General features: G+C 41.7%; 26 protein-coding genes and 1 riboswitch. Of the genes, 22 read left to right on the forward strand and 4 right to left on the reverse strand.

Annotated elements, in window-relative coordinates:
* Nucleotides 1-3 precede the first annotated feature (3 nt).
* The 4 genes from ACOXXR_RS02235 to greA all read left to right on the forward strand — a co-directional run bounded on the left by ACOXXR_RS02235 (nucleotide 4) and on the right by greA (nucleotide 3,160).
* Entirely contained in the window at nucleotides 4-432 is a 429-nt protein-coding gene (locus ACOXXR_RS02235; protein ID WP_117744579.1) for a GNAT family N-acetyltransferase, read from the forward strand.
* Nucleotides 433-444: 12 nt separating this feature from the next.
* Nucleotides 445-945 (forward strand): GNAT family N-acetyltransferase, encoded by a 501-nt coding sequence (locus tag ACOXXR_RS02240; RefSeq protein ID WP_117744578.1) that lies wholly within the window; start codon nucleotides 445-447, stop codon nucleotides 943-945.
* A 62-nt stretch (nucleotides 946-1,007) separates the two neighbouring features.
* On the forward strand, nucleotides 1,008-2,609 hold the full coding sequence (gene mltG, locus ACOXXR_RS02245) for an endolytic transglycosylase MltG (protein WP_181971090.1): 1,602 nt from the start codon (nucleotides 1,008-1,010) through the stop codon (nucleotides 2,607-2,609).
* Between the two features lie 68 nt (nucleotides 2,610-2,677).
* Nucleotides 2,678-3,160: a transcription elongation factor GreA gene (greA, locus tag ACOXXR_RS02250; RefSeq protein ID WP_023027158.1), complete on the forward strand. Its 483-nt coding sequence runs from the start codon at nucleotides 2,678-2,680 to the stop codon at nucleotides 3,158-3,160.
* Nucleotides 3,161-3,392: 232 nt separating this feature from the next.
* Here the strand turns inward: greA and yidC are convergent, their stop codons facing one another.
* Both yidC and ACOXXR_RS02260 read right to left on the reverse strand, forming a co-directional pair.
* Nucleotides 3,393-4,331, reverse strand: coding sequence for a membrane protein insertase YidC (gene yidC / locus ACOXXR_RS02255; RefSeq protein ID WP_445278656.1), 939 nt, complete (start codon nucleotides 4,329-4,331; stop codon nucleotides 3,393-3,395).
* A gap of 78 nt (nucleotides 4,332-4,409) precedes the next feature.
* Nucleotides 4,410-4,688, reverse strand: a complete 279-nt coding sequence (locus tag ACOXXR_RS02260; protein ID WP_023024118.1) for an acylphosphatase — start codon at nucleotides 4,686-4,688, stop codon at nucleotides 4,410-4,412.
* A gap of 73 nt (nucleotides 4,689-4,761) precedes the next feature.
* Between ACOXXR_RS02260 and ACOXXR_RS02265 the strand changes: the two genes are divergently transcribed.
* The 14 genes from ACOXXR_RS02265 (at nucleotide 4,762) to yidD (ending at nucleotide 14,154) form a co-directional block, all read left to right on the forward strand.
* Nucleotides 4,762-5,502, forward strand: coding sequence for a TrmH family RNA methyltransferase (locus ACOXXR_RS02265; RefSeq protein ID WP_023024117.1), 741 nt, complete (start codon nucleotides 4,762-4,764; stop codon nucleotides 5,500-5,502).
* A gap of 61 nt (nucleotides 5,503-5,563) precedes the next feature.
* The gene (locus tag ACOXXR_RS02270) at nucleotides 5,564-6,028 is read left to right on the forward strand and encodes an HDIG domain-containing metalloprotein (RefSeq protein WP_117744891.1); all 465 of its coding nucleotides are present in this window, start codon (nucleotides 5,564-5,566) and stop codon (nucleotides 6,026-6,028) included.
* A 29-nt stretch (nucleotides 6,029-6,057) separates the two neighbouring features.
* On the forward strand, nucleotides 6,058-6,744 hold the full coding sequence (locus ACOXXR_RS02275; RefSeq protein WP_445278657.1) for a Bax inhibitor-1/YccA family protein: 687 nt from the start codon (nucleotides 6,058-6,060) through the stop codon (nucleotides 6,742-6,744).
* 82 nt (nucleotides 6,745-6,826) lie between these two features.
* Complete coding sequence (locus ACOXXR_RS02280) at nucleotides 6,827-8,077, forward strand: diaminopimelate decarboxylase (protein ID WP_445278658.1); 1,251 nt, start codon at nucleotides 6,827-6,829, stop codon at nucleotides 8,075-8,077.
* Between the two features lie 56 nt (nucleotides 8,078-8,133).
* Nucleotides 8,134-8,376, forward strand: coding sequence for a YneF family protein (locus ACOXXR_RS02285; RefSeq protein ID WP_006595782.1), 243 nt, complete (start codon nucleotides 8,134-8,136; stop codon nucleotides 8,374-8,376).
* 79 nt (nucleotides 8,377-8,455) lie between these two features.
* A complete protein-coding gene (gene racE, locus ACOXXR_RS02290; protein ID WP_023024108.1) occupies nucleotides 8,456-9,250 on the forward strand; it encodes a glutamate racemase in 795 nt (264 codons plus the stop codon).
* The gene (locus ACOXXR_RS02295; RefSeq protein ID WP_233331247.1) at nucleotides 9,247-10,215 is read left to right on the forward strand and encodes a nucleoside-triphosphate diphosphatase; all 969 of its coding nucleotides are present in this window, start codon (nucleotides 9,247-9,249) and stop codon (nucleotides 10,213-10,215) included. Before racE ends, ACOXXR_RS02295 begins: the two co-directional genes overlap by 4 nt.
* Entirely contained in the window at nucleotides 10,200-10,721 is a 522-nt protein-coding gene (locus tag ACOXXR_RS02300) for a metallophosphoesterase (protein WP_023024104.1), read from the forward strand. The genes ACOXXR_RS02295 and ACOXXR_RS02300 overlap by 16 nt, the downstream gene beginning before the upstream one ends.
* Nucleotides 10,718-11,179, forward strand: a complete 462-nt coding sequence (cbpB, locus tag ACOXXR_RS02305; RefSeq protein WP_117744570.1) for a cyclic-di-AMP-binding protein CbpB — start codon at nucleotides 10,718-10,720, stop codon at nucleotides 11,177-11,179. The genes ACOXXR_RS02300 and cbpB overlap by 4 nt, the downstream gene beginning before the upstream one ends.
* Nucleotides 11,176-11,907, forward strand: coding sequence for a site-specific tyrosine recombinase XerD (gene xerD, locus ACOXXR_RS02310; RefSeq protein WP_023024100.1), 732 nt, complete (start codon nucleotides 11,176-11,178; stop codon nucleotides 11,905-11,907). Before cbpB ends, xerD begins: the two co-directional genes overlap by 4 nt.
* Complete coding sequence (locus ACOXXR_RS02315; protein ID WP_048715402.1) at nucleotides 11,907-12,617, forward strand: segregation/condensation protein A; 711 nt, start codon at nucleotides 11,907-11,909, stop codon at nucleotides 12,615-12,617. The genes xerD and ACOXXR_RS02315 overlap by 1 nt, the downstream gene beginning before the upstream one ends.
* The gene (gene scpB / locus ACOXXR_RS02320; RefSeq protein ID WP_023024095.1) at nucleotides 12,610-13,179 is read left to right on the forward strand and encodes an SMC-Scp complex subunit ScpB; all 570 of its coding nucleotides are present in this window, start codon (nucleotides 12,610-12,612) and stop codon (nucleotides 13,177-13,179) included. Before ACOXXR_RS02315 ends, scpB begins: the two co-directional genes overlap by 8 nt.
* The gene (locus ACOXXR_RS02325) at nucleotides 13,169-13,897 is read left to right on the forward strand and encodes a pseudouridine synthase (protein WP_023024093.1); all 729 of its coding nucleotides are present in this window, start codon (nucleotides 13,169-13,171) and stop codon (nucleotides 13,895-13,897) included. Before scpB ends, ACOXXR_RS02325 begins: the two co-directional genes overlap by 11 nt.
* A complete protein-coding gene (gene yidD / locus ACOXXR_RS02330) occupies nucleotides 13,897-14,154 on the forward strand; it encodes a membrane protein insertion efficiency factor YidD (RefSeq protein ID WP_023024092.1) in 258 nt (85 codons plus the stop codon). Before ACOXXR_RS02325 ends, yidD begins: the two co-directional genes overlap by 1 nt.
* Before the next feature lie 231 nt (nucleotides 14,155-14,385).
* On the opposite strand, the gene ACOXXR_RS02335 is transcribed toward yidD, so the two are convergent.
* Both ACOXXR_RS02335 and trkA read right to left on the reverse strand, forming a co-directional pair.
* The gene (locus ACOXXR_RS02335) at nucleotides 14,386-15,846 is read right to left on the reverse strand and encodes a TrkH family potassium uptake protein (protein WP_120701707.1); all 1,461 of its coding nucleotides are present in this window, start codon (nucleotides 15,844-15,846) and stop codon (nucleotides 14,386-14,388) included.
* Between the two features lie 3 nt (nucleotides 15,847-15,849).
* Complete coding sequence (gene trkA, locus ACOXXR_RS02340) at nucleotides 15,850-17,205, reverse strand: Trk system potassium transporter TrkA (protein WP_023024088.1); 1,356 nt, start codon at nucleotides 17,203-17,205, stop codon at nucleotides 15,850-15,852.
* 300 nt (nucleotides 17,206-17,505) lie between these two features.
* Here trkA and ACOXXR_RS02345 point away from each other — a divergent pair, with 300 nt between their 5' ends.
* From ACOXXR_RS02345 to ACOXXR_RS02360, 4 genes are all read left to right on the forward strand, one after another.
* A complete protein-coding gene (locus ACOXXR_RS02345) occupies nucleotides 17,506-18,048 on the forward strand; it encodes a tRNA (cytidine(34)-2'-O)-methyltransferase (protein WP_023027147.1) in 543 nt (180 codons plus the stop codon).
* Between the two features lie 81 nt (nucleotides 18,049-18,129).
* Nucleotides 18,130-18,364, forward strand: a riboswitch (FMN riboswitch).
* A gap of 216 nt (nucleotides 18,365-18,580) precedes the next feature.
* Nucleotides 18,581-19,138: an ECF transporter S component gene (locus ACOXXR_RS02350; RefSeq protein ID WP_123160758.1), complete on the forward strand. Its 558-nt coding sequence runs from the start codon at nucleotides 18,581-18,583 to the stop codon at nucleotides 19,136-19,138.
* Nucleotides 19,128-19,778, forward strand: coding sequence for a phosphatase PAP2 family protein (locus ACOXXR_RS02355; protein ID WP_123160542.1), 651 nt, complete (start codon nucleotides 19,128-19,130; stop codon nucleotides 19,776-19,778). The genes ACOXXR_RS02350 and ACOXXR_RS02355 overlap by 11 nt, the downstream gene beginning before the upstream one ends.
* Before the next feature lie 3 nt (nucleotides 19,779-19,781).
* The gene (locus tag ACOXXR_RS02360; protein WP_023024080.1) at nucleotides 19,782-20,093 is read left to right on the forward strand and encodes an MGMT family protein; all 312 of its coding nucleotides are present in this window, start codon (nucleotides 19,782-19,784) and stop codon (nucleotides 20,091-20,093) included.
* Nucleotides 20,094-20,115: the final 22 nt, after the last annotated feature.

Raw genomic sequence — 20,115 nt, forward strand, 5'->3', positions numbered from 1 at the left:
ACCATGCAACCAAACCTTAGGATTCGGTTTGCTAAAGAAATTGATTGGGATGAGATCGAACAGATCACGTCCCAAAATTTTTCTTTTCAAAGTGCTAAACGACAAGAACTGAACGGATTCAGGACCCTGGTCTTGGAATTTGAAGAGCAAGTGATTGGGAGTTGCCTGATTCAAACAGAGGATCAGCTCGAAAATCCCTCTTTAAAATTATTGTGGTTGGAAATTCTTCCAGACTTTAGAAAACAAGGTTTTGGTACCTTGTTACTGGCCTCACTCAAGTCTCTTGTAGCTCAAGAATCCTTGTTAGGGATTCATGTGCTCTGCCAGGAAGAACTGATTCCGTATTTTGAAATGAATGATTTCCAACTAGAGATAGGGGGTAACGAAGAAGGAGTTGAGGGCTATCAACTAAGTTGGTGCCTGTCCCTATAGAAAGGAAGAAAAATGAACATTCGTCGTGCAACTATTGATGATTTAGAAGCCATTCTTGCCATAGAACTGGAAAATTTTAGTCCAGAAGAAGCAATAGATGAGACAGTGCTTGCCAAACATATCGAATCGTTTCATAATAGCTTTTTAGTGGCTGAAAAGGATGGCCAGCTCCTAGGCTATCTAGAAGGACCAGTTACTCAAAAGAGATATGTGGATGACCGTTCTTTTACAGTGGATGTAAGGGATGAGTCGCATCTACCAGGAGGTTTTATTACCATTACAAGTCTTTCGATAGCTCAGTCTGCACAAGGCTTAGGGGTTGGGAAAGCCCTGCTTGAGACTATGAAGAGGGTTGCTTTAGAAGAAGGACGGGAAGGGATCAGCCTGACCTGTCATGATTACTTGATTGAGTATTATGAAAGGAACGGCTTTGTAAACGAAGGTCGCTCGGCCTCTAACTATGCTGGGGAAGTCTGGTACGATTTAGTATGGGAGGTCCCATCAAGTAAGTAATCAATAGGATTTGAGGCCCTCAAGCCTCGTTCCTATTGCTTTTCTATCCCTTTTAAGATATAATATTAAGGATTATGACAAGGGGGGTCAAGTATTTGACTGATAACCAACAAGAGAATGAAAAATTATTAAGCTTTAAAGAGCGGATTCTCCGTGATCTTGAAGAAGCAAATAAGCAGATTGTACAGGTTGAAAAAGAATATGATTTACCTGTTCAAGAAATCTCTAGTCCAGAAAACAAAGAAGAAGAGACGGAAGGATCACTTCCTGAACTTGTGTCAGAAGAGTCCGAAGTTCAGGACAAAGTAGAAATTCCAGAGGAAGCAGAAGTACCAGAAGTTACGGAAATTCCCGACCTTAAAGGTATAGAAGATGAAACTCAAGAAGAAACACCTCTACCAGTTCAAGAGCCAACTCGAGAACCAGAAGTCTCAAGTCAGCCAGTAACTGTTTCGAAAAAAGAAACCCCGGTATCTAGTGTTTCGCGCAAGGATCGTGACCAACGTGTTCAGAAAAAGAAAAAACAGAATACTATTGCTAAACGAATCGTCTTGACGGTTCTAGGAATTCTTTTTGTCTTAATGGTTGCAACTGGAATTTTCGCAGTGACCTATGTTCGATCTAACTTAAATGCAATGGATGTCAAGTCTACAGAGTTTGTAACCGTTGAAATTCCTGCTGGATCTAGCAATCGTGAAATTGGGACTATCTTGGAGAAAAAAGGCTTGATTAAGAATGGTCAGTTCTTCAACTATTACACCAAGTTTAAGAATTATGGAAACTTCCAATCCGGTTATTTCAATCTACAAAAGAGTATGGATCTAGAGACCATTATTCAAAAATTGCAAGAGCAAGGGACCAAAACTCCGGAACCACCGGTCTTAGGAAAAATTACGATTCCTGAGGGCTACACAATTGATCAAATCGCGCAAGTGGTTTCTGTGGATGCTAGTTCTAAATCTGGTGCCAAGACTCCATATACGCAAGAAGAATTCTTAAAAGTAATCCAAGATGATGCTTTTATTGAAAAGATGGTAGCCAAATATCCTAAGTTACTAGCAACCTTACCGTCCAAAGAAAGTGGGGTACGCTATCGCTTAGAGGGCTATCTCTTCCCAGCTACTTACGGCTATGGAAAAGATAGTAAAATGGAAGATCTTGTGGACCAAATGTTAGCTGCAATGGACCAAAATCTTTCAGCCTACTATGACACTATGGAAGCTAAAAACATTGATGTCAATGAGGCATTGACTCTGGCTTCTTTGATTGAAAAAGAAGGCGCTACAGATAAAGACCGCAAGGATATTGCCAGTGTCTTTTATAACCGTTTGAATCAAGATATGCCTCTTCAAAGTAATATTGCCATCTTGTACGCACAAGGTCAATTAGGCAAGAAGACGACTCTGAAAGAAGACGCAACGATTGACACCAATATTGATTCACCTTATAATATCTACAAGAATACTGGTTTGATGCCTGGTCCAGTAGATAGTCCAGGGCTCTCTGCAATTGAAGCAGCCGTCAACCCAAGCAAGACAGACTACCTCTACTTTGTCGCAAATGTAGAGACAGGGGAAGTCTATTTTGCGAAAACTTTTGAGGAACACACTAAAAACGTGGAAGAACACGTGAATAGCAAATTAACAGAAAGCAGCTCAAACTAAGGAGGATGTGGCATGCCACACCTTTTTAGTTCGAAAAAAATAATAGAAAAGAGAAAAGAGAAATAAATATGGCAGAAAAAACCTATCCAATGACCCTTGCTGAAAAGCAAAAGTTAGAACTTGAATTAGAAGAATTGAAATTAGTTCGTCGTCCAGAAGTTGTAGAGCGGATTAAAATTGCTCGTTCATACGGAGACCTTTCAGAAAACAGTGAATACGAAGCAGCTAAAGACGAACAGGCTTTTGTTGAAGGGCAAATCTCCAGCCTAGAAACAAAGATTCGCTATGCTGAAATTGTAGATAGTGATGCTGTCGCTGTTGATGAAGTAGCGATCGGAAAAACTGTCACTGTGCAAGAAATTGGTGAAGACGAAGAAGAAGTTTACATTATTGTTGGTTCAGCGGGAGCGGATGCTTTTGCTGGTAAGATATCAAATGAAAGTCCAATTGGTCATGCCTTAATTGGTAATAAAACAGGGGATACTGTGACGATTGAAACTCCAGCAGGAAGCTACCAAGTGAAAATCTTGAACGTTGAAAAAACAGAATAAAAAGAGAGTGGGACAGAAATCGGTCATTCGTTAGAATTCGATTTCGTCGTTCCACCTCCGCACAGTTGAGTAGGGCTGTAAAAGCTGATGAAAGCAGCGTAGTAGAGCCCACTCAATCACTGCGTCTTGCTCGACAATCTAAAGACAATTGAGAGGCTAGGACTTTTGTCCCAGCCTCTTTTTTTATAGTAATGGAAAAGGCCGAGATATTATCTCAGCCTATTTGTATGTATTAGTTACGCTTGCGTTGTTTTCCAGCATTTCGTTTTTTGTTTCCGTTAGTTGGAAGGGAACGATGAGCGTTGGCTGGATTGGTAGGTGTGATATCCTTTTTAACGCGACGTCCATTGGATGCTGGAGCTTTTGGAGGATTGTTTTTATATTCCTCTGCAACTTGTTTCCGCAATCTTGGACGGATGAGATAGTTAATGACAAATTGTTGAATAATCTGTACAAAACCACCGACTACCCAGTAAAGGGTTACACCAGCTGGTGCCATCAAAGAGAAGACTGCAATCATAATTGGACTCATGAGAGCCGTTTTCTTCATAGTTTCTCTTTGGTTTTCATCTTCGATACCATGGAGAGAGAGCATGCTTTGAATGTAGTAAAGAACAGCAACAACTAAGGTTAAAGCCAGACTTTTTGAACCGAGATCAATGCCAAGGAAACTGCTCTTGTTGACTCCTGGAGTATATTGAGCTGCAAAATAAAGAGCTGAGAAGAATGGCATTTGAATCAACAAGGGCAAGCATCCAATACCGCCGAATGGGCTGACGCCGTTTTCTTTTTGGGCATTCATCAATTCAGAGTTGGCAAGAAGTTTTTCTTCTTGAGTCTCTGCATTTTTGATGCGTTCTTGAATCGGTGCAAAGATCGGTTTGAGGTAGTTCATCTTTTCTGATTGGTAGGTTGCCTTCCAAGATTGATAAATACCTAGAGGGAAGATGATGATTCGAACGATTACGGTTACTAGGATAATCCCTAAACCAAAGCCAAGTCCAAGATCCGTCGCAAAGAAATTGATGGCTTCTCCCATTGGTTTTCCAATGAGATTCCAGACGAAACCGGTCGGTTGTTTGGTCGTCTTGTCAATGCTGACACATCCCGTTAAGAGGAGGAGGGCAGACAAGCTGAGGGCTGCAAGTAGATAACGTTTATATTTTTTCACGAGTTTTTATCCTTTAATTTTAAATAATACCTTTCTATTCTACTGTTTTTTTATCAAATTAACAATAGTTCTCTGGACTTAATTTGAAATTTTAAAATCTTTGTAGGGTTCGAAGTTTGCCAGATGGACGTCCAGATAAGAAACTTTGGAAAAAGGAGTAGGACCTTTTCGTATTTCTTGGATAAATTTGGCCATGAGGGCATTGTCTTCACAGGCGGCAAGGATAGTGACTGTGCCGTCATCATTGTTCCAGACCCGACCTGTAATGCCTCCGATTTCTAATGCTAAGCTATAAACTCCCCAGCGAAAGCCAACACCTTGGACCCGACCTTGGGCTGTCATTTCAACTTTTTGCATGCTTGTTCTCCTTGTGATTGAATTCCTACTCAGGACGGAGAAGCTCCTCCTGTGAATGTGGTATAATAGTCTTATGAATATTATAACCTCTAAGTCCAATAATGGGATTAAAAAAGTTAAAAAACTTCATCAAAAAAAATACAGAACAGACTCCTACCTCATCGAAGGATGGCATCTTTATGAAGAAGCTGTCAATCATCAGGCACCGATTGAACAAGTCTTTGTTTTGGAAGAGTTTGTAGATAAGATCAAGATAGATGCGAAGGTGTCCATCGTATCTCCTGAGGTTTTAGCAGAAATTTCTGATTCAAAAAGTCCTCAAGGAATTGTGGCTGAAGTCAAGATAAATCCGATCCACCATCTTCAGCTGACCCAAGGAAGGTATTTGTTGTTAGAGGATGTCCAAGATCCAGGCAATGTTGGAACCATGATTCGGACTGCTGATGCAGCAGGCTTTGACGGAGTGTTTTTAACCGATCAATCTGCGGATTTGTATAATATGAAAACCTTGCGCTCCATGCAGGGAAGTCATTTTCATCTTCCTGTTATCCGTTTAAACAGAGAGCAACTCTTGACAGGTATTAAAGAGAGCCAGCTCCCCATCTATGCGACCACCTTATCCAAGGACTCCGTTGACTATAAGAAAGTGGAAAAAGTCCCTGCTTTTGTGCTGGTCATGGGGAATGAAGGACAAGGTATTAGTGACCAGATGGCTGAGAAGGCAGATCAGCTGATTCATATCTCGATGCCGGGTCAAGCAGAAAGTCTGAATGTCGCAGTTGCAGCAGGGATTTTAATGTTTTCTATGATTTAAGAAGAGTGAGCTAGTTAGATTTAAGGAGGTAAGACTTGTGTATCAGAAAGATAAAGAATATATGGCTGAAGTGGGGCATTTGATTCAACACCCAAAACTTCAAAAATTAAAGGAAATTCCGCATCATATTCACTCCAATCGTTTGGAGCATTCTATTCATGTTAGCTACACTAGTTACCGCATTTCTAAGAAGATGGGCTGGGATACCAAAAGTACAGCGAGAGGAGCTCTTCTGCACGATCTTTTTTACTATGATTGGCGCCAAGTCAAATTCAATAAGAGCCATGCTTGGGTCCATCCACGAATAGCTGTACGAAATGCAAAAAAGATAACAAGCCTCAATAAAAAAGAAGAGGATATCATCCTCAAACACATGTGGGGATTGACGCTTGCTCCACCACGTTACAAAGAATCTTTCCTCGTGACCATGGTCGATAAGTACTGGGCTATCAAAGAAGCCTCAGAACCAATGAGAAAAAAGTGGTCAAAGAGGAGACTTTTCCATCGAAAAATGTTAAAATCATAATAATTTAAGTTTGAAAGGAATGATTGATTATGAATCAACAAACCGTTATCCACGAACAAAGTGGCCTTAATAGCTTTTATAGCAAAATTTATTCTCTAGTCGGAGTTGGAGTTGGAATCTCAGCTGTTGTATCAGCTTTGATGATGACCCTTTTCCAAGAAACCTTCATGTATATTCTAATTCAGGCTCCATGGGTCTACTATATTGCCATTGCCGTTGAATTGATTTTAGTCCTTGTCGCTTCTAGACAATCGGTGAAAAACAATCCCATGGCCTTGCCTCTCTTTTTAACCTATTCCGCTTTGAATGGTTTTACCTTGAGTTTTATCATTGCTCGCTATGCTCAAGCGACAGTTTATAAAGCTTTTGTAGTCAGTGCCTTGATGTTCTTCATCATGTCAGCGATTAGTCGTGTGACCAAAAAAGACTTGTCTGGAATGGGACGAGCCTTTATGGGAGCCTTGATTGGTATCATCATTGCTTCAATTGCGAATATTTTCTTACAAAGCTCTGGTATGGATTATGTCCTTAGCATCCTTTGTGTGATTATCTTTGCAGGTTTGACTGCTTGGGATAATCAAAAGATTCGTTATGTCTATGAACAATCCAATGGTCAACCAACCAATGGTTGGGTAGTTGCCTTGGCTTTGGAACTTTATCTTGATTTTATCAACTTGTTCATCAATATCTTACGTATTTTTAGACGCAATGATTAATAGAAAGAGCCGGGGAACCGGCTTTTTTTGTTGGAAAACTTGTGATATACTAAAGAAAATTGATAGAAATGAGAATCTTCAAATGAAACGTCCATTTATTAGCAGGGAGAAATTAAAACAAATTACTGAAACCTATCCAACTCCCTTTCACCTATATGATGAAGCTGGGATCCGGCAGACAGCTCGTGCCCTCCATCAAGCTTTTTCTTGGAATCCAGGTTTTAAAGAGTATTTCGCTATCAAAGCAACCCCTAATCCAGCCATCCTAAAAATCCTAAAAGAAGAAGGATGTGGCGTGGATTGTGCTAGCTATGTGGAATTGTTGATGGCTCAAAAATTAGGATTTACGGGCCAAGAGATTATGTTTTCTTCGAATAATACGCCGGCTGAAGAGATGGTCTTTGCCCGTCAACTAGGAGCGACTATCAACTTGGATGCCTACGAAGATGTAGCTTTTTTACAGTCAGTTGCGACTCTACCGGAGGTTATCTCTTGCCGCTATAATCCAGGAGGGGTGTTTGAACTGGGAACGGATATCATGGATCACCCTGAGGAGGCTAAGTTCGGCATGACCAAGGAGCAATTGATCCGAGCCTTCCGTGAGTTAAAAGACTTGGGGGTTAAGCGCTTTGGAATCCATGCCCTCTTGGCTTCGAATACCATCTCTAATGATTACTATCCAGAATTGGCTAAGCAATTATTCCAGTTGGCTGTAGAAGTTGTTGAAAAGACAGGGGTGACTTTGGATTTTGTCAACCTTTCTGGAGGGGTTGGAGTGAACTACAAACCAGAAGACCAGCCGAATGACATCGCTGTGATTGGGGAGGGGGTTCGTCGTGCTTACGAGGCTATTTTAATCCCTGCTGGCTTAGATCAAGTGAAAATCTATGCGGAATTAGGCCGCTTCATGTTGGCACCACATGGCTTGTTAGTCACCCATGTCACCCATAAGAAGCAGACTTATCGGACCTATCTAGGAGTAGATGCTTCGGCTGTCAACCTCCTCCGTCCTGCTATGTACGGGGCCTACCACCATATCACCAATCTCGATCGTCCAGAAGGTGAGACAGAAGTAGTCGACATTGTTGGTAGTTTGTGTGAAAACAATGACAAATTTGCCAAGAATCGGGAGTTTCCTATCTCTGAGATTGGGGATCTCTTGGTCATCCATGATACAGGAGCGCATGGTTATTCCATGGGCTATCAGTACAATGCCAAGCTTCGCTCTGCCGAGATTTTATTAGAAGAATCGGGCCAAGCTCGTCTCATCCGACGGGCCGAAAAACCAGAGGATTACTTTGCAACATTGTATGGCTTTGACTTTGAAAAATAGGGCCTTTTTGGTATAATAGAAAATGTGTAAATATTGAATTTAGGAGAAAAACACTTATGTCTACATTTTTGACAATTTTATTGATTATCCTTGCTTTCTTTGGTGGGATGTTGGCAGGTATGTACCTACTTCGCAAGCAGTTTGAAAAAGAATTTGCATCAAACCCACGTTTGAATGTTGAAGCGGTTCGTACCTTATTGGGAGCTAGCGGTCAACGTCCAAGTGAAGCGAAGGTACAACAAGTTTACCGTCAAATTTTGAACCAACAAAAAGCATCTTTGAATACGAAGAAGAAATAAAAGCAAGACTGATTACACAATAAAATAAGTAGGGGGACTTTAAGATTTTTCTTAGTCCCTTGTTTTGAAAGGAAGGCAGATGGACAATCGACCAATTGGTTTTTTGGATTCGGGTGTCGGAGGGTTAACCGTTGTACGCGAATTGATGCGACAACTACCCCATGAAGAGGTCGTCTATATTGGTGATTCCGCCAGAGCACCCTACGGCCCGAGACCAGCAGATCAAATTCGTGATTATACTTGGGAGATGGTTCGTTTTCTCCTAACGAAAAATGTGAAGATGATTGTTTTGGCCTGTAATACAGCGACAGCTGTTGTATGGGAAGAGGTAAAAGAAGCCTTGGATATCCCTGTTTTAGGAGTGATTTTACCAGGTGCTTCCGCAGCGATCAAGGCGACGAGAAGCAAACGAATTGGCGTAATTGGGACACCGATGACAGTCGCCTCAGATATTTATCGTAAGAAGATTCAAAGCCTGTCACCAGAAATGGCAGTAGAGAGTTTAGCTTGTCCGAAATTTGTCCCTTTGGTTGAATCCAATGAGTTGCAGTCCAGTGTTACAAAAAAAGTCGTCTATGAAACCTTGAAACCCCTTGCCGGGAAGGTAGATACGATGGTTTTGGGTTGCACTCATTATCCTCTTCTTCGCCCTATAATCCAAAATGTCATGGGGCCAGAGGTTCAATTAATTGATAGCGGGGCAGAGTGTGTCCGGGATATCTCGGTCTTACTCAACTACTTTGAGATTAATCGCAGTCGTCAATTGGACGATTGCCACCATCAATTTTATACAACGGCCAATGCAGCCAGTTTTGCAGCGATTGCCAAGACTTGGTTGCAGCAAGTCGTTCATGTGGAGCATGTAGAATTATGAACCAAAAGATATATGAATACAAAGATGCCTTAAATTGGTTTCTAGCTGAATGGGGAGAGCGGAGTGACTATAACGAATATAGTGAAGTCTCTTCAGAAGCTTCTGAGCTTGTTGACTTAGTAGAATCACTAGTTGGAGACACAGACTTGGGCTTCCCGCTGAATGTTACAGTTGTCCGTTACGCCTCTAGTTTGCAGTTTTTAACCTTCCTCTTTCAAATTGTGGAGGAAACAATAGGCCGGAAAATTGAAATCGTGCAACGCCAAGGAGCCCTTCTCATTGTAGAAGGAGAACAATTGCTCTCCGTTAATCTGCCAAAGAATGGTCTTCCACTTGCAGATTTTTTGGGGCAGAAAGGCCTCAAGGATCGCTTGTTAATCGCTACTCGGAATGAAGGAAAAACCAAAGAGTTTCGTCAGATTTTTGAGCAAATGGGCTTTGAAGTGGAGAATCTCAATGATTATCCTGATCTTCCAGAAGTAGCTGAAACAGGAATGACTTTTGAAGAAAATGCCCGCCTAAAAGCTGAGACGATTTCACAGCTAACAGGGAAAATGGTCTTGGCGGATGATTCAGGCCTTATGGTTGACATCCTTGGAGGCTTACCAGGTGTCTGGTCTGCTCGCTTTGCAGGTGTGGGAGCGACTGATTTAGAGAACAATGCCAAGCTCTTACATGAGTTGGCGATGGTGTTTGAATTGAAGGATCGGTCAGCTAAATTTCACACAACCTTAGTCGTTGCCAGTCCTGGTAAGGAAAGCCTGGTTGTTGAGGCGGATTGGCCAGGATATATCAATTTTGAACCAAAAGGTGAAAACGGGTTTGGCTATGATCCCCTCTTTCTAGTTGGAGAAACAGGTAAGACATCTGCCCAACTAACTCTAGAGGAAAAGAATCAACAATCGCATCGAGCTTTAGCCGTGAAGAAATTAGTGGAGGTATTCCCAGCATGGCAGAACAAGTAATCATCGTCATGAGCGATTCTCATGGTGATCGTCAGATCGTAGAAGAGATCAAAAACCACTATAAAGGAAAGGTCGATGCCATTTTTCACAACGGGGATTCTGAGTTAGAAAGTACCGATCCTGTATGGGAAGGCATTCATGTTGTCAAAGGGAACATGGACTTCTATGGGGAGTACCCTGAACGTTTGGTGACGCAATTGGGTCCTACTCGGATCATTCAAACCCATGGCCATCTTTTCCAAATTAATTTTAGTTTTCAAAAGTTAGATTTTTGGGCCCAGGAAGAAGATGCAGATATCTGCCTCTATGGCCATCTGCATATTCCGGATGCTTGGAAGGAAGGGCGTACCCTTTTTCTGAACCCTGGGTCAGTCAGTTTACCGAGGGGGCCTATTCAAGAGTGCCTCTATGCTAAAGTGGAAATTGATGCAGATTCCTATCGAGTTGAGTTTTTAAATCGGAAACATGAGGTCTATGAACCTCTTACAAAGGAGTTCGATCGATGATCGCTAAGGAATTTGAGGAATTTATTCTTCGAGAAGAAAAGACTTTTTTGACTCCAGCGCGCAATTTGGCTGTCTTGATTGATACGCACAATGTGGATCATGCTATCTTGGTGCTCAGTCAAATTAGCTATACTCGTGTTCCTGTTGTGACCGATCAGATGAAGTACGTAGGGACGATTTCTTTAACAGACATTCTTTCTTACCAAATGAAACATGATTATTCTGATGAAGTCTTTTCATCCATGGACATCGTTCATATGACAAAAACGGATGGAGAGCGCTTAGGGAAAGATTATACTGTGACAGAAGTCTTGCATAAGTTGGTAGAGGAATCCTTTCTACCGGTTGTTTCAGAGGATGGAGTCTTTGAAGGAATCATTACTCGAAAATCCATTTTAAAAGCCATCAACTCCCTCATGCACAATTTCTCAAATGAATACGAGATGAGGAAAATATGAAAGAATACATAGCTAGTTTTATCAAAGAAAAAGACTTAAGTGAAAATTCGCAGGCGGCCTATTCTTATGATTTGGATCAGTTCGTGGATACGATTCATAACCATGTCTCAGATACCAATCTTCGAATATATCAAGCTTCGATTAAGGATTTTAAACCAGCTGTTCAAAAACGGAAGCTTTCTGCCGTCAATCAATTTCTATTTTATCTTTATCAACATCAGGTTATTGAGGATTACCATCGCTTGGTCCTTCCAAAAGTTTCTGTGTCCAAGAGCCACGATCAAGAGTTATTGGATTTATCCCTTTTGTGGGAAGGCTCGGACCAATCCCAAGGACGCTTGATTGCCCTCTTGATTGTCGAGATGGGCTTGTTACCTAGTGAAATTCTTCAGTTGAAAATCGTTGATATTGAACTCGATTTTCAGGTTTTACGTGTAGGGAAAGAAGGACAGAAACGGGTCTTGCGCATTCCGGATGCTCTTTTAGGAGAGTTGACAGATTTGATGACTGGGACGTATTTATTTGATAACAAGGGCAAGCCCTATTCGCGTCAGTGGGGCTTCCGTCAATTAGAGTCCTTCCTAATGGAAAAAGGTTTTGAAAATCTTTCAGCGCAATCCTTACGGGAACAATATATTTTAAAACAAAGAGAACAGGGGATGGATCTGTTTAGCATCGCCCGAGAGCTAGGTTTAAAAACCCTAGTAACTCTAGAAAAGTATAAGTAATGGATATTAAAATAAAGGATTTTGAAGGTCCCCTGGATCTTCTCTTACACCTCGTTTCAAAATATCAGATGGATATTTATGAGGTCCCTCTGATTGAGGTGATCGAGCAGTACTTGGCTTATCTGACGACCCTTCAAGCCATGCGCTTAGAGGTCGCTGGTGAATACATGCTGATGGCCAGTCAGTTGACCTTGATTAAGAGTCGGCGTCTCCTTCCAAAAATTGCGGAGCAAGCAACGGATGAAGAAGATTTAGAGCAGGACCTCCTGTCTCAAATCGAAGAGTACCGGAAGTTTAAACTATTGGGTGAAAAGATGGCCCTTCAACACGAGGAGAGAGCCCAGTACTTTTCAAAACCCAAAACGGAATTAGTCTATGATGATGCTGAATTGGTCCATGACAAGACCACGATAGATCTTTTCTTGGCCTTTTCAAAATTGTTAACGAAAAAGAAGGAAGAATTTCGACAAAATCATACGACCATTGTTCGAGACGAGTATAAAATTGAAGACCTGATGAATGTTGTTCGTCACTTGTGTCAACCTGGTAAGAGAATCTTACTACAAGATATTTTTGAGGAAGCCAAGGATGTCAACGAACTGATTACAGTCTTTTTGGCGACTTTGGAATTAATTAAAGTACAAGAAGTTGAGGCTCTTCAGGAAGAACCATTTGGAGATATTATTTTAGTAGGATTAAAGAATGAGTAAAATTGCAGAGATGGAGGCCCTCTTGTTTGTTGCAGGAGAAGATGGTTTGACGGTGAGGCAGATTGCCGACCTCTTATCCCTTCCTCCCACAGGGGTGATTCAAAGTTTAGAAAAATTGGCCCAGAAGTATGAGCAGGATCAAGATTCTAGTATGGCCTTATTAGAGACAGCGTCAACCTATAAATTAGTGACTAAGTCCCAATATGCAGAGCTGTTACGTGAGTATTCAAAGTCACCAATGAATCAAAGTCTCTCTCGTGCCGCCTTAGAAACTCTATCTATCATTGCTTATAAACAACCGATAACTCGGATTGAAGTCGATGATATTCGTGGAGTGAACTCTAGTGGGGCCATTTCAAAATTACTTTCTTTTGAGTTGATTCGAGAAGATGGGAAGAAGGAAGTCATTGGGAGACCCAATCTCTATGTGACGACAGATTACTTTTTGGATTACATGGGGATTAACCATTTAGACGAGCTACCAATTGTTGAAGAGACTGAGTTAATCGGTCAAGAAAGCCAATTATTTACAGAAAGAACTGAGGAAATTGATGAGAATTAACAAATATATTGCTCATGCTGGTGTCGCAAGTCGCCGCAAAGCAGAGGAATTGATTAAGCAAGGCCTTGTCACTGTAAATGGTCAAGTGGTGCGCGAATTGGCGACGACGATCAAGTCGGGGGACAAGGTAGAAGTAGAAGGACAACCAATCTACAACGAAGAGAAGGTTTACTACCTCTTAAATAAACCAAGAGGGGTCATTTCCAGTGTATCCGACGATAAAGGGAGACCAACTGTTATTGATTTGCTACCTCAAGTCAAGGAACGGATTTATCCTGTCGGTCGTTTGGACTGGGATACTTCTGGTGTCCTGATTTTGACCAATGACGGTGATTTTACGGATGAAATGATCCATCCGCGTAATGAGATTGATAAGGTTTATGTTGCGCGTGTGAAGGGCTTGGCGAATAAAGAAAACTTGCGTCCCTTGACACGTGGTGTGACCATTGATGGGAAAAAAACCAAGCCAGCAACTTATGAAATTCTAAAAGTTGACCCAGAAAAGAATCGATCTGTTGTCCAATTGACTATCCATGAAGGGCGCAATCACCAGGTCAAGAAGATGTTTGAAGCTGTTGGCCTTTTGGTGGATAAATTGTCTCGGACCCAATTTGGAAATCTAGACGTTTCTGGACTTCGCCCTGGTGAATACCGCCGACTCAATAAGAAAGAAATCAGCCAATTGCATACTCTTGCGGTGACAAAGACGAAAAAATAATGAAGAAATGTGCAATTGGACTTGTTCGTCTCTATCAACGCCTTCTTTCGCCCCTCTTTCCGCCTTCCTGTCGCTATAATCCTACCTGTTCCAACTATATGATTCAGGCTATTGAACGGCATGGTTTAAAAGGGATTCTGATGGGGCTTGCTCGGATTCTCCGTTGCCATCCCTGGAGCAAGACGGGAGTGGATCCAGTTCCAGATCATTTCAGTCTGAGGAGCCACCTAGAAGAGGAAGAGAAAGGCAAAAATTAAGATCGAACATACTTTAATCAAAAGTCTCACTCAGAGCAAAGAAAAAGAGAGTGGGACAGAAATCGGTAATTGGTTAGAATTCGATTTCGTCGTCCCACCTCCGCACAGTTGAGTAGGGCTGTAAAAACTGATGAAATCAGCGTAGTAGAGCCCACACAACCACTGCGTCTTGCTCGACAATCCAAAGACAATAAAGAGGCTAGGACTTTTGTCCCAGCCTCTTTTGTTTTTTTAGCGGTCTGACCAAGTGCGTGGCATAAAGAGCAGTAACATAGGGTAGATTTCCAACCGTCCTGCAATCATGGCGATCGATAGTAGGAGCTTAGAGATTGGGCTAAAGATCGCGAAGGTATCCGTTGTTCCAATCATCGGTCCGATGTTGTTAAAGCAACTAAAGACAGCGCTGACGACCGTCATAAAATTATTGCTATCAAAGCTGACAATCGCAATGAGAGAGATCATAATCAAGGTATAGACTACGAAGTATTTTAAGATTTTGTGCTGGGTATCCTTATCCAAGGCTGTGCCATTCACATGCAGGGTCATCACCCGATTGGGTGAGAGGGTCGAACGAATTTGATTCTTCCCGATTCGAGCTAGAATTAAGAAACGAATGACTTTCAGCCCCCCGGCAGTTGACCCAGCCGATCCACCAATCACCATGAGCATGAGGAGGAGGAACTGAGAAAAGAGCGGCCAATCAACAGTATTGCCAAAACCAAATCCAGTCGTGGTAATGACGTTGGACACTTGGAAAAAGGACATTTCAAAACTATCTGCAAAATTGTGATAGAGATGCAAAATGTTGCAGGCAATCAGTAGGGAAGAAACACCAACAATCATCAAATAGGTACGAAGTTCTTCATCGCCGAAAAAGGCTTTGAACTTGCGAAGCATGATGTAGTAGTAAAGGTTGAAGTTAACCCCAAAGACCAAGACTCCGAAACTGACCAGATAGGTGATGAGAGTTGAATGGTAGTGGGCAATCCCGTCGTTAAAGACAGTGAATCCACCAGTTCCTGCTGTTCCCATGGCAATGATAAAACTATCATACAGGGGCATGCCAGCACGGAAGTAGATAATGACAAAGAGGAAGAAGAGGGCCAGATAGAGGTAATAAAGGATTTGAGCTGTATTCTTGAGTTTTGATACAATTTTACCAAATACCGGGCCAGGAACTTCTGCCTTCATCACTTCGAGGTGGCTGTTCTTATTGTTGTCCATAATTGCTAGGGCAAAAACCAACACCCCCATCCCTCCGATTAAGTGGGTAAAACTACGCCAGAAGAGAAGAGAAGGGCTGAGAACAGATACGTCATTTAAAATAGTCGCCCCTGTGGTCGTAAAACCAGAGCTAATCTCGAAAAAGGCATCAATAATGTTTGGGATTTGTCCTGAGAAGACAAAGGGAAGGGCTCCGAAGAAGGACCAGAGGATCCAACACAAAGCCACAATGAGAACGCCTTCTTTGGCGTAGATGTGAAAATCTTTGGGCTTGAATAAGGTACCAATTCCTCCAAGAATGAGGAGGATGGCAATGGTAGCAAATAGGGAGATAAAGACAGTTGGACTATCTTTCACAACAAAATCATTCTTTAGATTGAGGAGTGCAACAACAATCGGAACACAGAGCAGCATGGCTTCAATCAGAAGGAGTTTTGCTAAAAGATAGCGAATCATACTTTTATTCATAGCTTACCCCTCTAACAAATCATAGATTTTCGTGATATTGCTGATTAAGGTGGTAACGATAATTCGGTCCCCAATCAAGAGGTGATCATCCCCAGTTGGGAAAATGGCTTTCCCGTTTCGGATAATGGCCGCGATCAGAACACCTTTTTTCAATTTCAGTTGAGCCAAAGGCTTGCCTGTCATCTTATTTTCTTCCCGAATCTGGAATTGAAGAGTTTCAATTTGGCCATTGGCGACGTGGTGCAAGGCTTCAAGATTTGAATAACGGGCATTGTAGCGTCCGCGGATGAAATGCATGATCGTATCAACTGCGATTCCTTTCGGTGTCACAATACTTGAAAAATCTTGGCGATCAATGATTTCAAGTAAGCTGGTCCGGTTGACCTTGGTAATATTCTTTTGCACACCAATACTATTCAGGAACATGGAAGAGATAATGTTTTCTTCGTCGACGCCCGTTAAGGTTGCCACGGCATCAAAGTTACCTGCGCGTTCCTCCATTAGGATATCTTTTGATGTCCCGTCGCCTTGGATGACATAGAGGTCAGGGAATTCTTGACTAAACCATTCTGCCCGTTTTTGATCGATTTCAATCACTTTTAAGTCGATTTTTCGTTTATTATTACTAAGAATATTCAGAAGATAGTAGGAAATCTTACCAGCACCAATAAGGAGGAGACTTTTAACAACCTGAGGACGAATGCTATTGTGGAAATTCACAATTTCCACTCGATTTCCCGTCATAAAAATCTTATCAAAGGCTTGTAAAGTGAAGTCCCCATCTGGAATCGTTAACTGACCTTGTCGTTCGATAGCACAGATAATAATGTTTCCATATTTCTTCCTGAATTGAGAAAGGGTCATCTGACAGAGAGGGCTTTCCTCTTTGATTATAAATTCCATAAAAGCGACCCGTCCACTAGCAAAATGCTCAACAGACAAGGCGTTTGGAAAGTCAATGCTGTTAGCAATGTAGCGAGCTGCTAGAAGCTCAGGATTGACGACTAGAGAGAAGCCAAGAATATTTTTTTCTTTGAAATAAGAATTTGAGTATTCTGGATTCCGGACGCGGACAACGGTCTCTTTGGCTCCCATTTTCTTAGCCAAAACGGCAGATACCATATTGACTTCGTCCTGCTCTGTCAGGGCGACAAAAATGTCGCAGTCAGCCACATCTGCTTGTTCTAGAATTTTAAAGTTGGCACCATTTCCAACAATACCAATGATATCGTAGCGTTTGGTAATATGATTAACAACGGCTTCATCTTGTTCAATCAAGATGACATCGTGATTTTCTGCGACGAGGGAACGACAGAGGGCTGTTCCGACTTTACCGCCTCCAACTACAATAATTTTCATGAATATTTCCTCCAAAGTATGATTCTATCTTACTCTATTTTCAAAAAAAAATCACCTCTTAATGGTGGAAATAGGGCGTAAAGAGCCAGATTCTCTTCAATACATGAAAGAGAATGTAAAAAAGTGAAATTTTTTTGTCGAAATAGTTGACAGGAGGTAGGAAAGTGGTATACTGATACAGTAACCTCATTGATTTACCTCAAACCTGTTGTGAGTTAAGTTAATGAAGTCGTAACCACGCTGTTTGCTGAGCTAGACTCCGGGCAGTGTGGCTATTTTTTTGTCGGAAAAGAGATTGTGATGAATATTGAAGAATTAGCTTATACAGAAACCAAATCAAAAAACCATGTAGTTCTCTATCAACCTCAAATTCCTCAAAATACAGGGAATATCGCTCGCACTTGTGCAGCCACCAATGCCCCTCTCCACATCATCCGTCCTATGGCCTTTCCCATTGATGATCGAAAGATGAAACGGGCTGGACTAGATTATTGGGATAAGTTGGATGTTCGCTTCTATGACAGCCTAGATGAATTTATGGAAGCTGCGGCTGGAGGAAAGGTTCACCTAGTCTCAAAATTTGCTGATCGAACCTATTCTGAAGTAGCCTACAATGATAATGCAGAACATTATTTCATCTTTGGTCGTGAGGACAAGGGTCTACCAGAGGATTTTATGCGGCTCCATGCTGAAAAGGCGATTCGGATTCCGATGAATGATGAGCATGTCAGAAGCTTGAATGTCTCCAATACCGTTTGCATGATTGTCTACGAAGCCCTCAGACAACAAGAATTTTCTGGATTAGAGCTGGTCCATCAGTATGAGGGAGACAAGTTGAAGTAGAGGCTCTTTGCAAAAGGGATTGAGTTGTAACTTTCGATATTACAAAACACTTGCAATAGCAGGTGTTTTTTGTTATGATAAAGGGGTCTTCAGGGCAGGGTGTAATTCCCGACCGGCGGTGACTTTAAAGTGGAAATGTTCTTTTCCTTTTATACTTTGTTGCCAAGCTTTGCCTAACTATAAGTTATGTCTACAGCTTGGCGCCTCGTCTAAAAGAAAAATATCTATTTCCTCTTCCTTAAAGAAGTCCGCGAGCGTAAGCTGATGTGGTGCGATTCCACAACCGACAGTATAGTCTGGATGGGAGAAGACGAGAGAGGAACAAACCTGTTCTTATTGACGATTGACTTGATGGAAATGTTCTTGATTTTATAAGAAATCAGTCTTCGAGCTTTTTTCTTATAACATCCTGACTTCTTTAGTCAAGTACCAAGGAACTTTTTAAGTTTTCTTTAAAACGATTCGATTAGAATATGGGGAAGGGAATCTTTCCAACTTCTTCTAATTTTAGTAAAAATTGGAGGAACCTATGATGACAAATACTCGTAAACTGACCCTAGTGGCTGTTTTATCTGCACTTTCTTTTCTATTGATGTTTTATCAACTATCAATAGGGATTGATTTTTTAAAGGTTGACTTTAGTACGATTCCAATCTTACTCGCCTTAGTTTTGTTAGATGTGAAGAGCTCATTCGTGGTGATTTTGATTCGATCTGTTCTCAAGTTAGTTCTGAATGGTCGAGGAGCTGAGACCTTGGTTGGTTTACCGATTAATATCATTGGTGTTTTAGTCTTTGTCTTAGCATTTGCAGTCATTTGGAATAAGAAAAAAAACACAAGGCGATTTGTGATAGCTAGTCTAGTTGGGACAGTTGGTTTAACCATTTCCATGCTCCTAGTTAATTATTATTATGCCATCCCCCTCTATGCTAAATTTGTTGGTTTTGACATAGCGAAGATGGTCGGAGTTGAAAAGTATCTTCTCAGTATGGTTGTTCCCTTTAATCTAATAGAAGGACTGATTTGGGCTGTTACCTTCTGGATGGTTTACACCGTCGTACAGCCCCTACTTAAAATCTATGAAAAATAAACAATCTCATTTCTTAAAGGGCTCTTTTGCCCTTTTGTTATTTATGATTCTGGGCTATGTAGTCAAATTTTATCCGGAAAATTTAGTCGGAATTGATCAACCGATCCAATCGGCTATTCGCGGGGATTTACCAGACTATCTGACGGCCTTCTTTACCCGTGTAACAGTGCTGATGAACACACCAGTTGTCACATTTTGGGTTGGCGTCATCGTCCTCTTCTTTGTCTGGAAGAAATGGTATACGGAGGCCCTCCTCCTCACAGGAAGTTTAGTTACAACTGGATTAGTGGTTGTGATTCTGAAGCATATTTATCTGCGTCCACGGCCAGCTCTTCAACACTTGGTCCAAGAAGGGGGCTATTCTTTTCCAAGTGGTCACTCTTTAGCTGCCACCCTCGTCTTCGGTAGTTTGATGATTGTGGTGGGGCAACGGATGACCTCTCAAGTCGGAAAAGTTCTCGTTCAGTTTGCCCTCTTCCTTTGTATGGTGACCATCGTCCTTTCGCGTGTCTATGTTGGGGTTCATTACCCGACTGACGTGACAGGAAGTATGCTTTTAGGATTCGGTCTTTTGCAAATGGTCTTCCCTTATTACGATCGTTTGCGTTTTGAATGGCGCTTTAAGAGTAAGCAGAAGTAAAGTATGAAAGATCTATTTGAAGAAAAGGTTTTAAATGTCCTGGCTCATATTCCAATAGGATGTGTAGCGACCTATGGACAAATCGCCCAACTCATTGGCTATCCTCGCCATGCCCGGCAGGTCGGCAAGGTTTTGGCCACTTCTACAAAGGCTGTGGCCTATCCCTGTCATCGGGTCGTAACATCTACTGGTCGCCTGGCTCCTGATTGGGAAGAGCAAGGCACGCTTCTCTGGGCAGAAGGAGTGGAATGCAAATCAAACGGTTGTGTCGATCTTAAGAAATACAAGTGGAAAGCAGAGGAGACTCAACTTTGAGTTCACTTTGCTTTTTTGCTAT

The organism is Streptococcus sp. KHUD_013, from assembly GCF_052588545.1.

What these genes read in the sequence shown, in the direction of transcription:
- ACOXXR_RS02235 (WP_117744579.1), top strand. Translation starts at nt 4, where the DNA reads ATGCAACCAAACCTTAGGATTCGGTTTGCTAAAGAAATTGATTGGGAT.
- ACOXXR_RS02240 (WP_117744578.1), top strand. Translation starts at nt 445, where the DNA reads ATGAACATTCGTCGTGCAACTATTGATGATTTAGAAGCCATTCTTGCC.
- greA (WP_023027158.1), top strand. Translation starts at nt 2,678, where the DNA reads ATGGCAGAAAAAACCTATCCAATGACCCTTGCTGAAAAGCAAAAGTTA.
- ACOXXR_RS02260 (WP_023024118.1), bottom strand. Translation starts at nt 4,688, where the DNA reads ATGCAAAAAGTTGAAATGACAGCCCAAGGTCGGGTCCAAGGTGTTGGC.
- ACOXXR_RS02265 (WP_023024117.1), top strand. Translation starts at nt 4,762, where the DNA reads ATGAATATTATAACCTCTAAGTCCAATAATGGGATTAAAAAAGTTAAA.
- ACOXXR_RS02270 (WP_117744891.1), top strand. Translation starts at nt 5,564, where the DNA reads ATGGCTGAAGTGGGGCATTTGATTCAACACCCAAAACTTCAAAAATTA.
- ACOXXR_RS02275 (WP_445278657.1), top strand. Translation starts at nt 6,058, where the DNA reads ATGAATCAACAAACCGTTATCCACGAACAAAGTGGCCTTAATAGCTTT.
- ACOXXR_RS02280 (WP_445278658.1), top strand. Translation starts at nt 6,827, where the DNA reads ATGAAACGTCCATTTATTAGCAGGGAGAAATTAAAACAAATTACTGAA.
- ACOXXR_RS02285 (WP_006595782.1), top strand. Translation starts at nt 8,134, where the DNA reads ATGTCTACATTTTTGACAATTTTATTGATTATCCTTGCTTTCTTTGGT.
- racE (WP_023024108.1), top strand. Translation starts at nt 8,456, where the DNA reads ATGGACAATCGACCAATTGGTTTTTTGGATTCGGGTGTCGGAGGGTTA.
- ACOXXR_RS02295 (WP_233331247.1), top strand. Translation starts at nt 9,247, where the DNA reads ATGAACCAAAAGATATATGAATACAAAGATGCCTTAAATTGGTTTCTA.
- ACOXXR_RS02300 (WP_023024104.1), top strand. Translation starts at nt 10,200, where the DNA reads ATGGCAGAACAAGTAATCATCGTCATGAGCGATTCTCATGGTGATCGT.
- cbpB (WP_117744570.1), top strand. Translation starts at nt 10,718, where the DNA reads ATGATCGCTAAGGAATTTGAGGAATTTATTCTTCGAGAAGAAAAGACT.
- xerD (WP_023024100.1), top strand. Translation starts at nt 11,176, where the DNA reads ATGAAAGAATACATAGCTAGTTTTATCAAAGAAAAAGACTTAAGTGAA.
- ACOXXR_RS02315 (WP_048715402.1), top strand. Translation starts at nt 11,907, where the DNA reads ATGGATATTAAAATAAAGGATTTTGAAGGTCCCCTGGATCTTCTCTTA.
- scpB (WP_023024095.1), top strand. Translation starts at nt 12,610, where the DNA reads ATGAGTAAAATTGCAGAGATGGAGGCCCTCTTGTTTGTTGCAGGAGAA.
- ACOXXR_RS02325 (WP_023024093.1), top strand. Translation starts at nt 13,169, where the DNA reads ATGAGAATTAACAAATATATTGCTCATGCTGGTGTCGCAAGTCGCCGC.
- yidD (WP_023024092.1), top strand. Translation starts at nt 13,897, where the DNA reads ATGAAGAAATGTGCAATTGGACTTGTTCGTCTCTATCAACGCCTTCTT.
- ACOXXR_RS02335 (WP_120701707.1), bottom strand. Translation starts at nt 15,846, where the DNA reads ATGAATAAAAGTATGATTCGCTATCTTTTAGCAAAACTCCTTCTGATT.
- trkA (WP_023024088.1), bottom strand. Translation starts at nt 17,205, where the DNA reads ATGAAAATTATTGTAGTTGGAGGCGGTAAAGTCGGAACAGCCCTCTGT.
- ACOXXR_RS02345 (WP_023027147.1), top strand. Translation starts at nt 17,506, where the DNA reads ATGAATATTGAAGAATTAGCTTATACAGAAACCAAATCAAAAAACCAT.
- ACOXXR_RS02350 (WP_123160758.1), top strand. Translation starts at nt 18,581, where the DNA reads ATGACAAATACTCGTAAACTGACCCTAGTGGCTGTTTTATCTGCACTT.
- ACOXXR_RS02355 (WP_123160542.1), top strand. Translation starts at nt 19,128, where the DNA reads ATGAAAAATAAACAATCTCATTTCTTAAAGGGCTCTTTTGCCCTTTTG.
- ACOXXR_RS02360 (WP_023024080.1), top strand. Translation starts at nt 19,782, where the DNA reads ATGAAAGATCTATTTGAAGAAAAGGTTTTAAATGTCCTGGCTCATATT.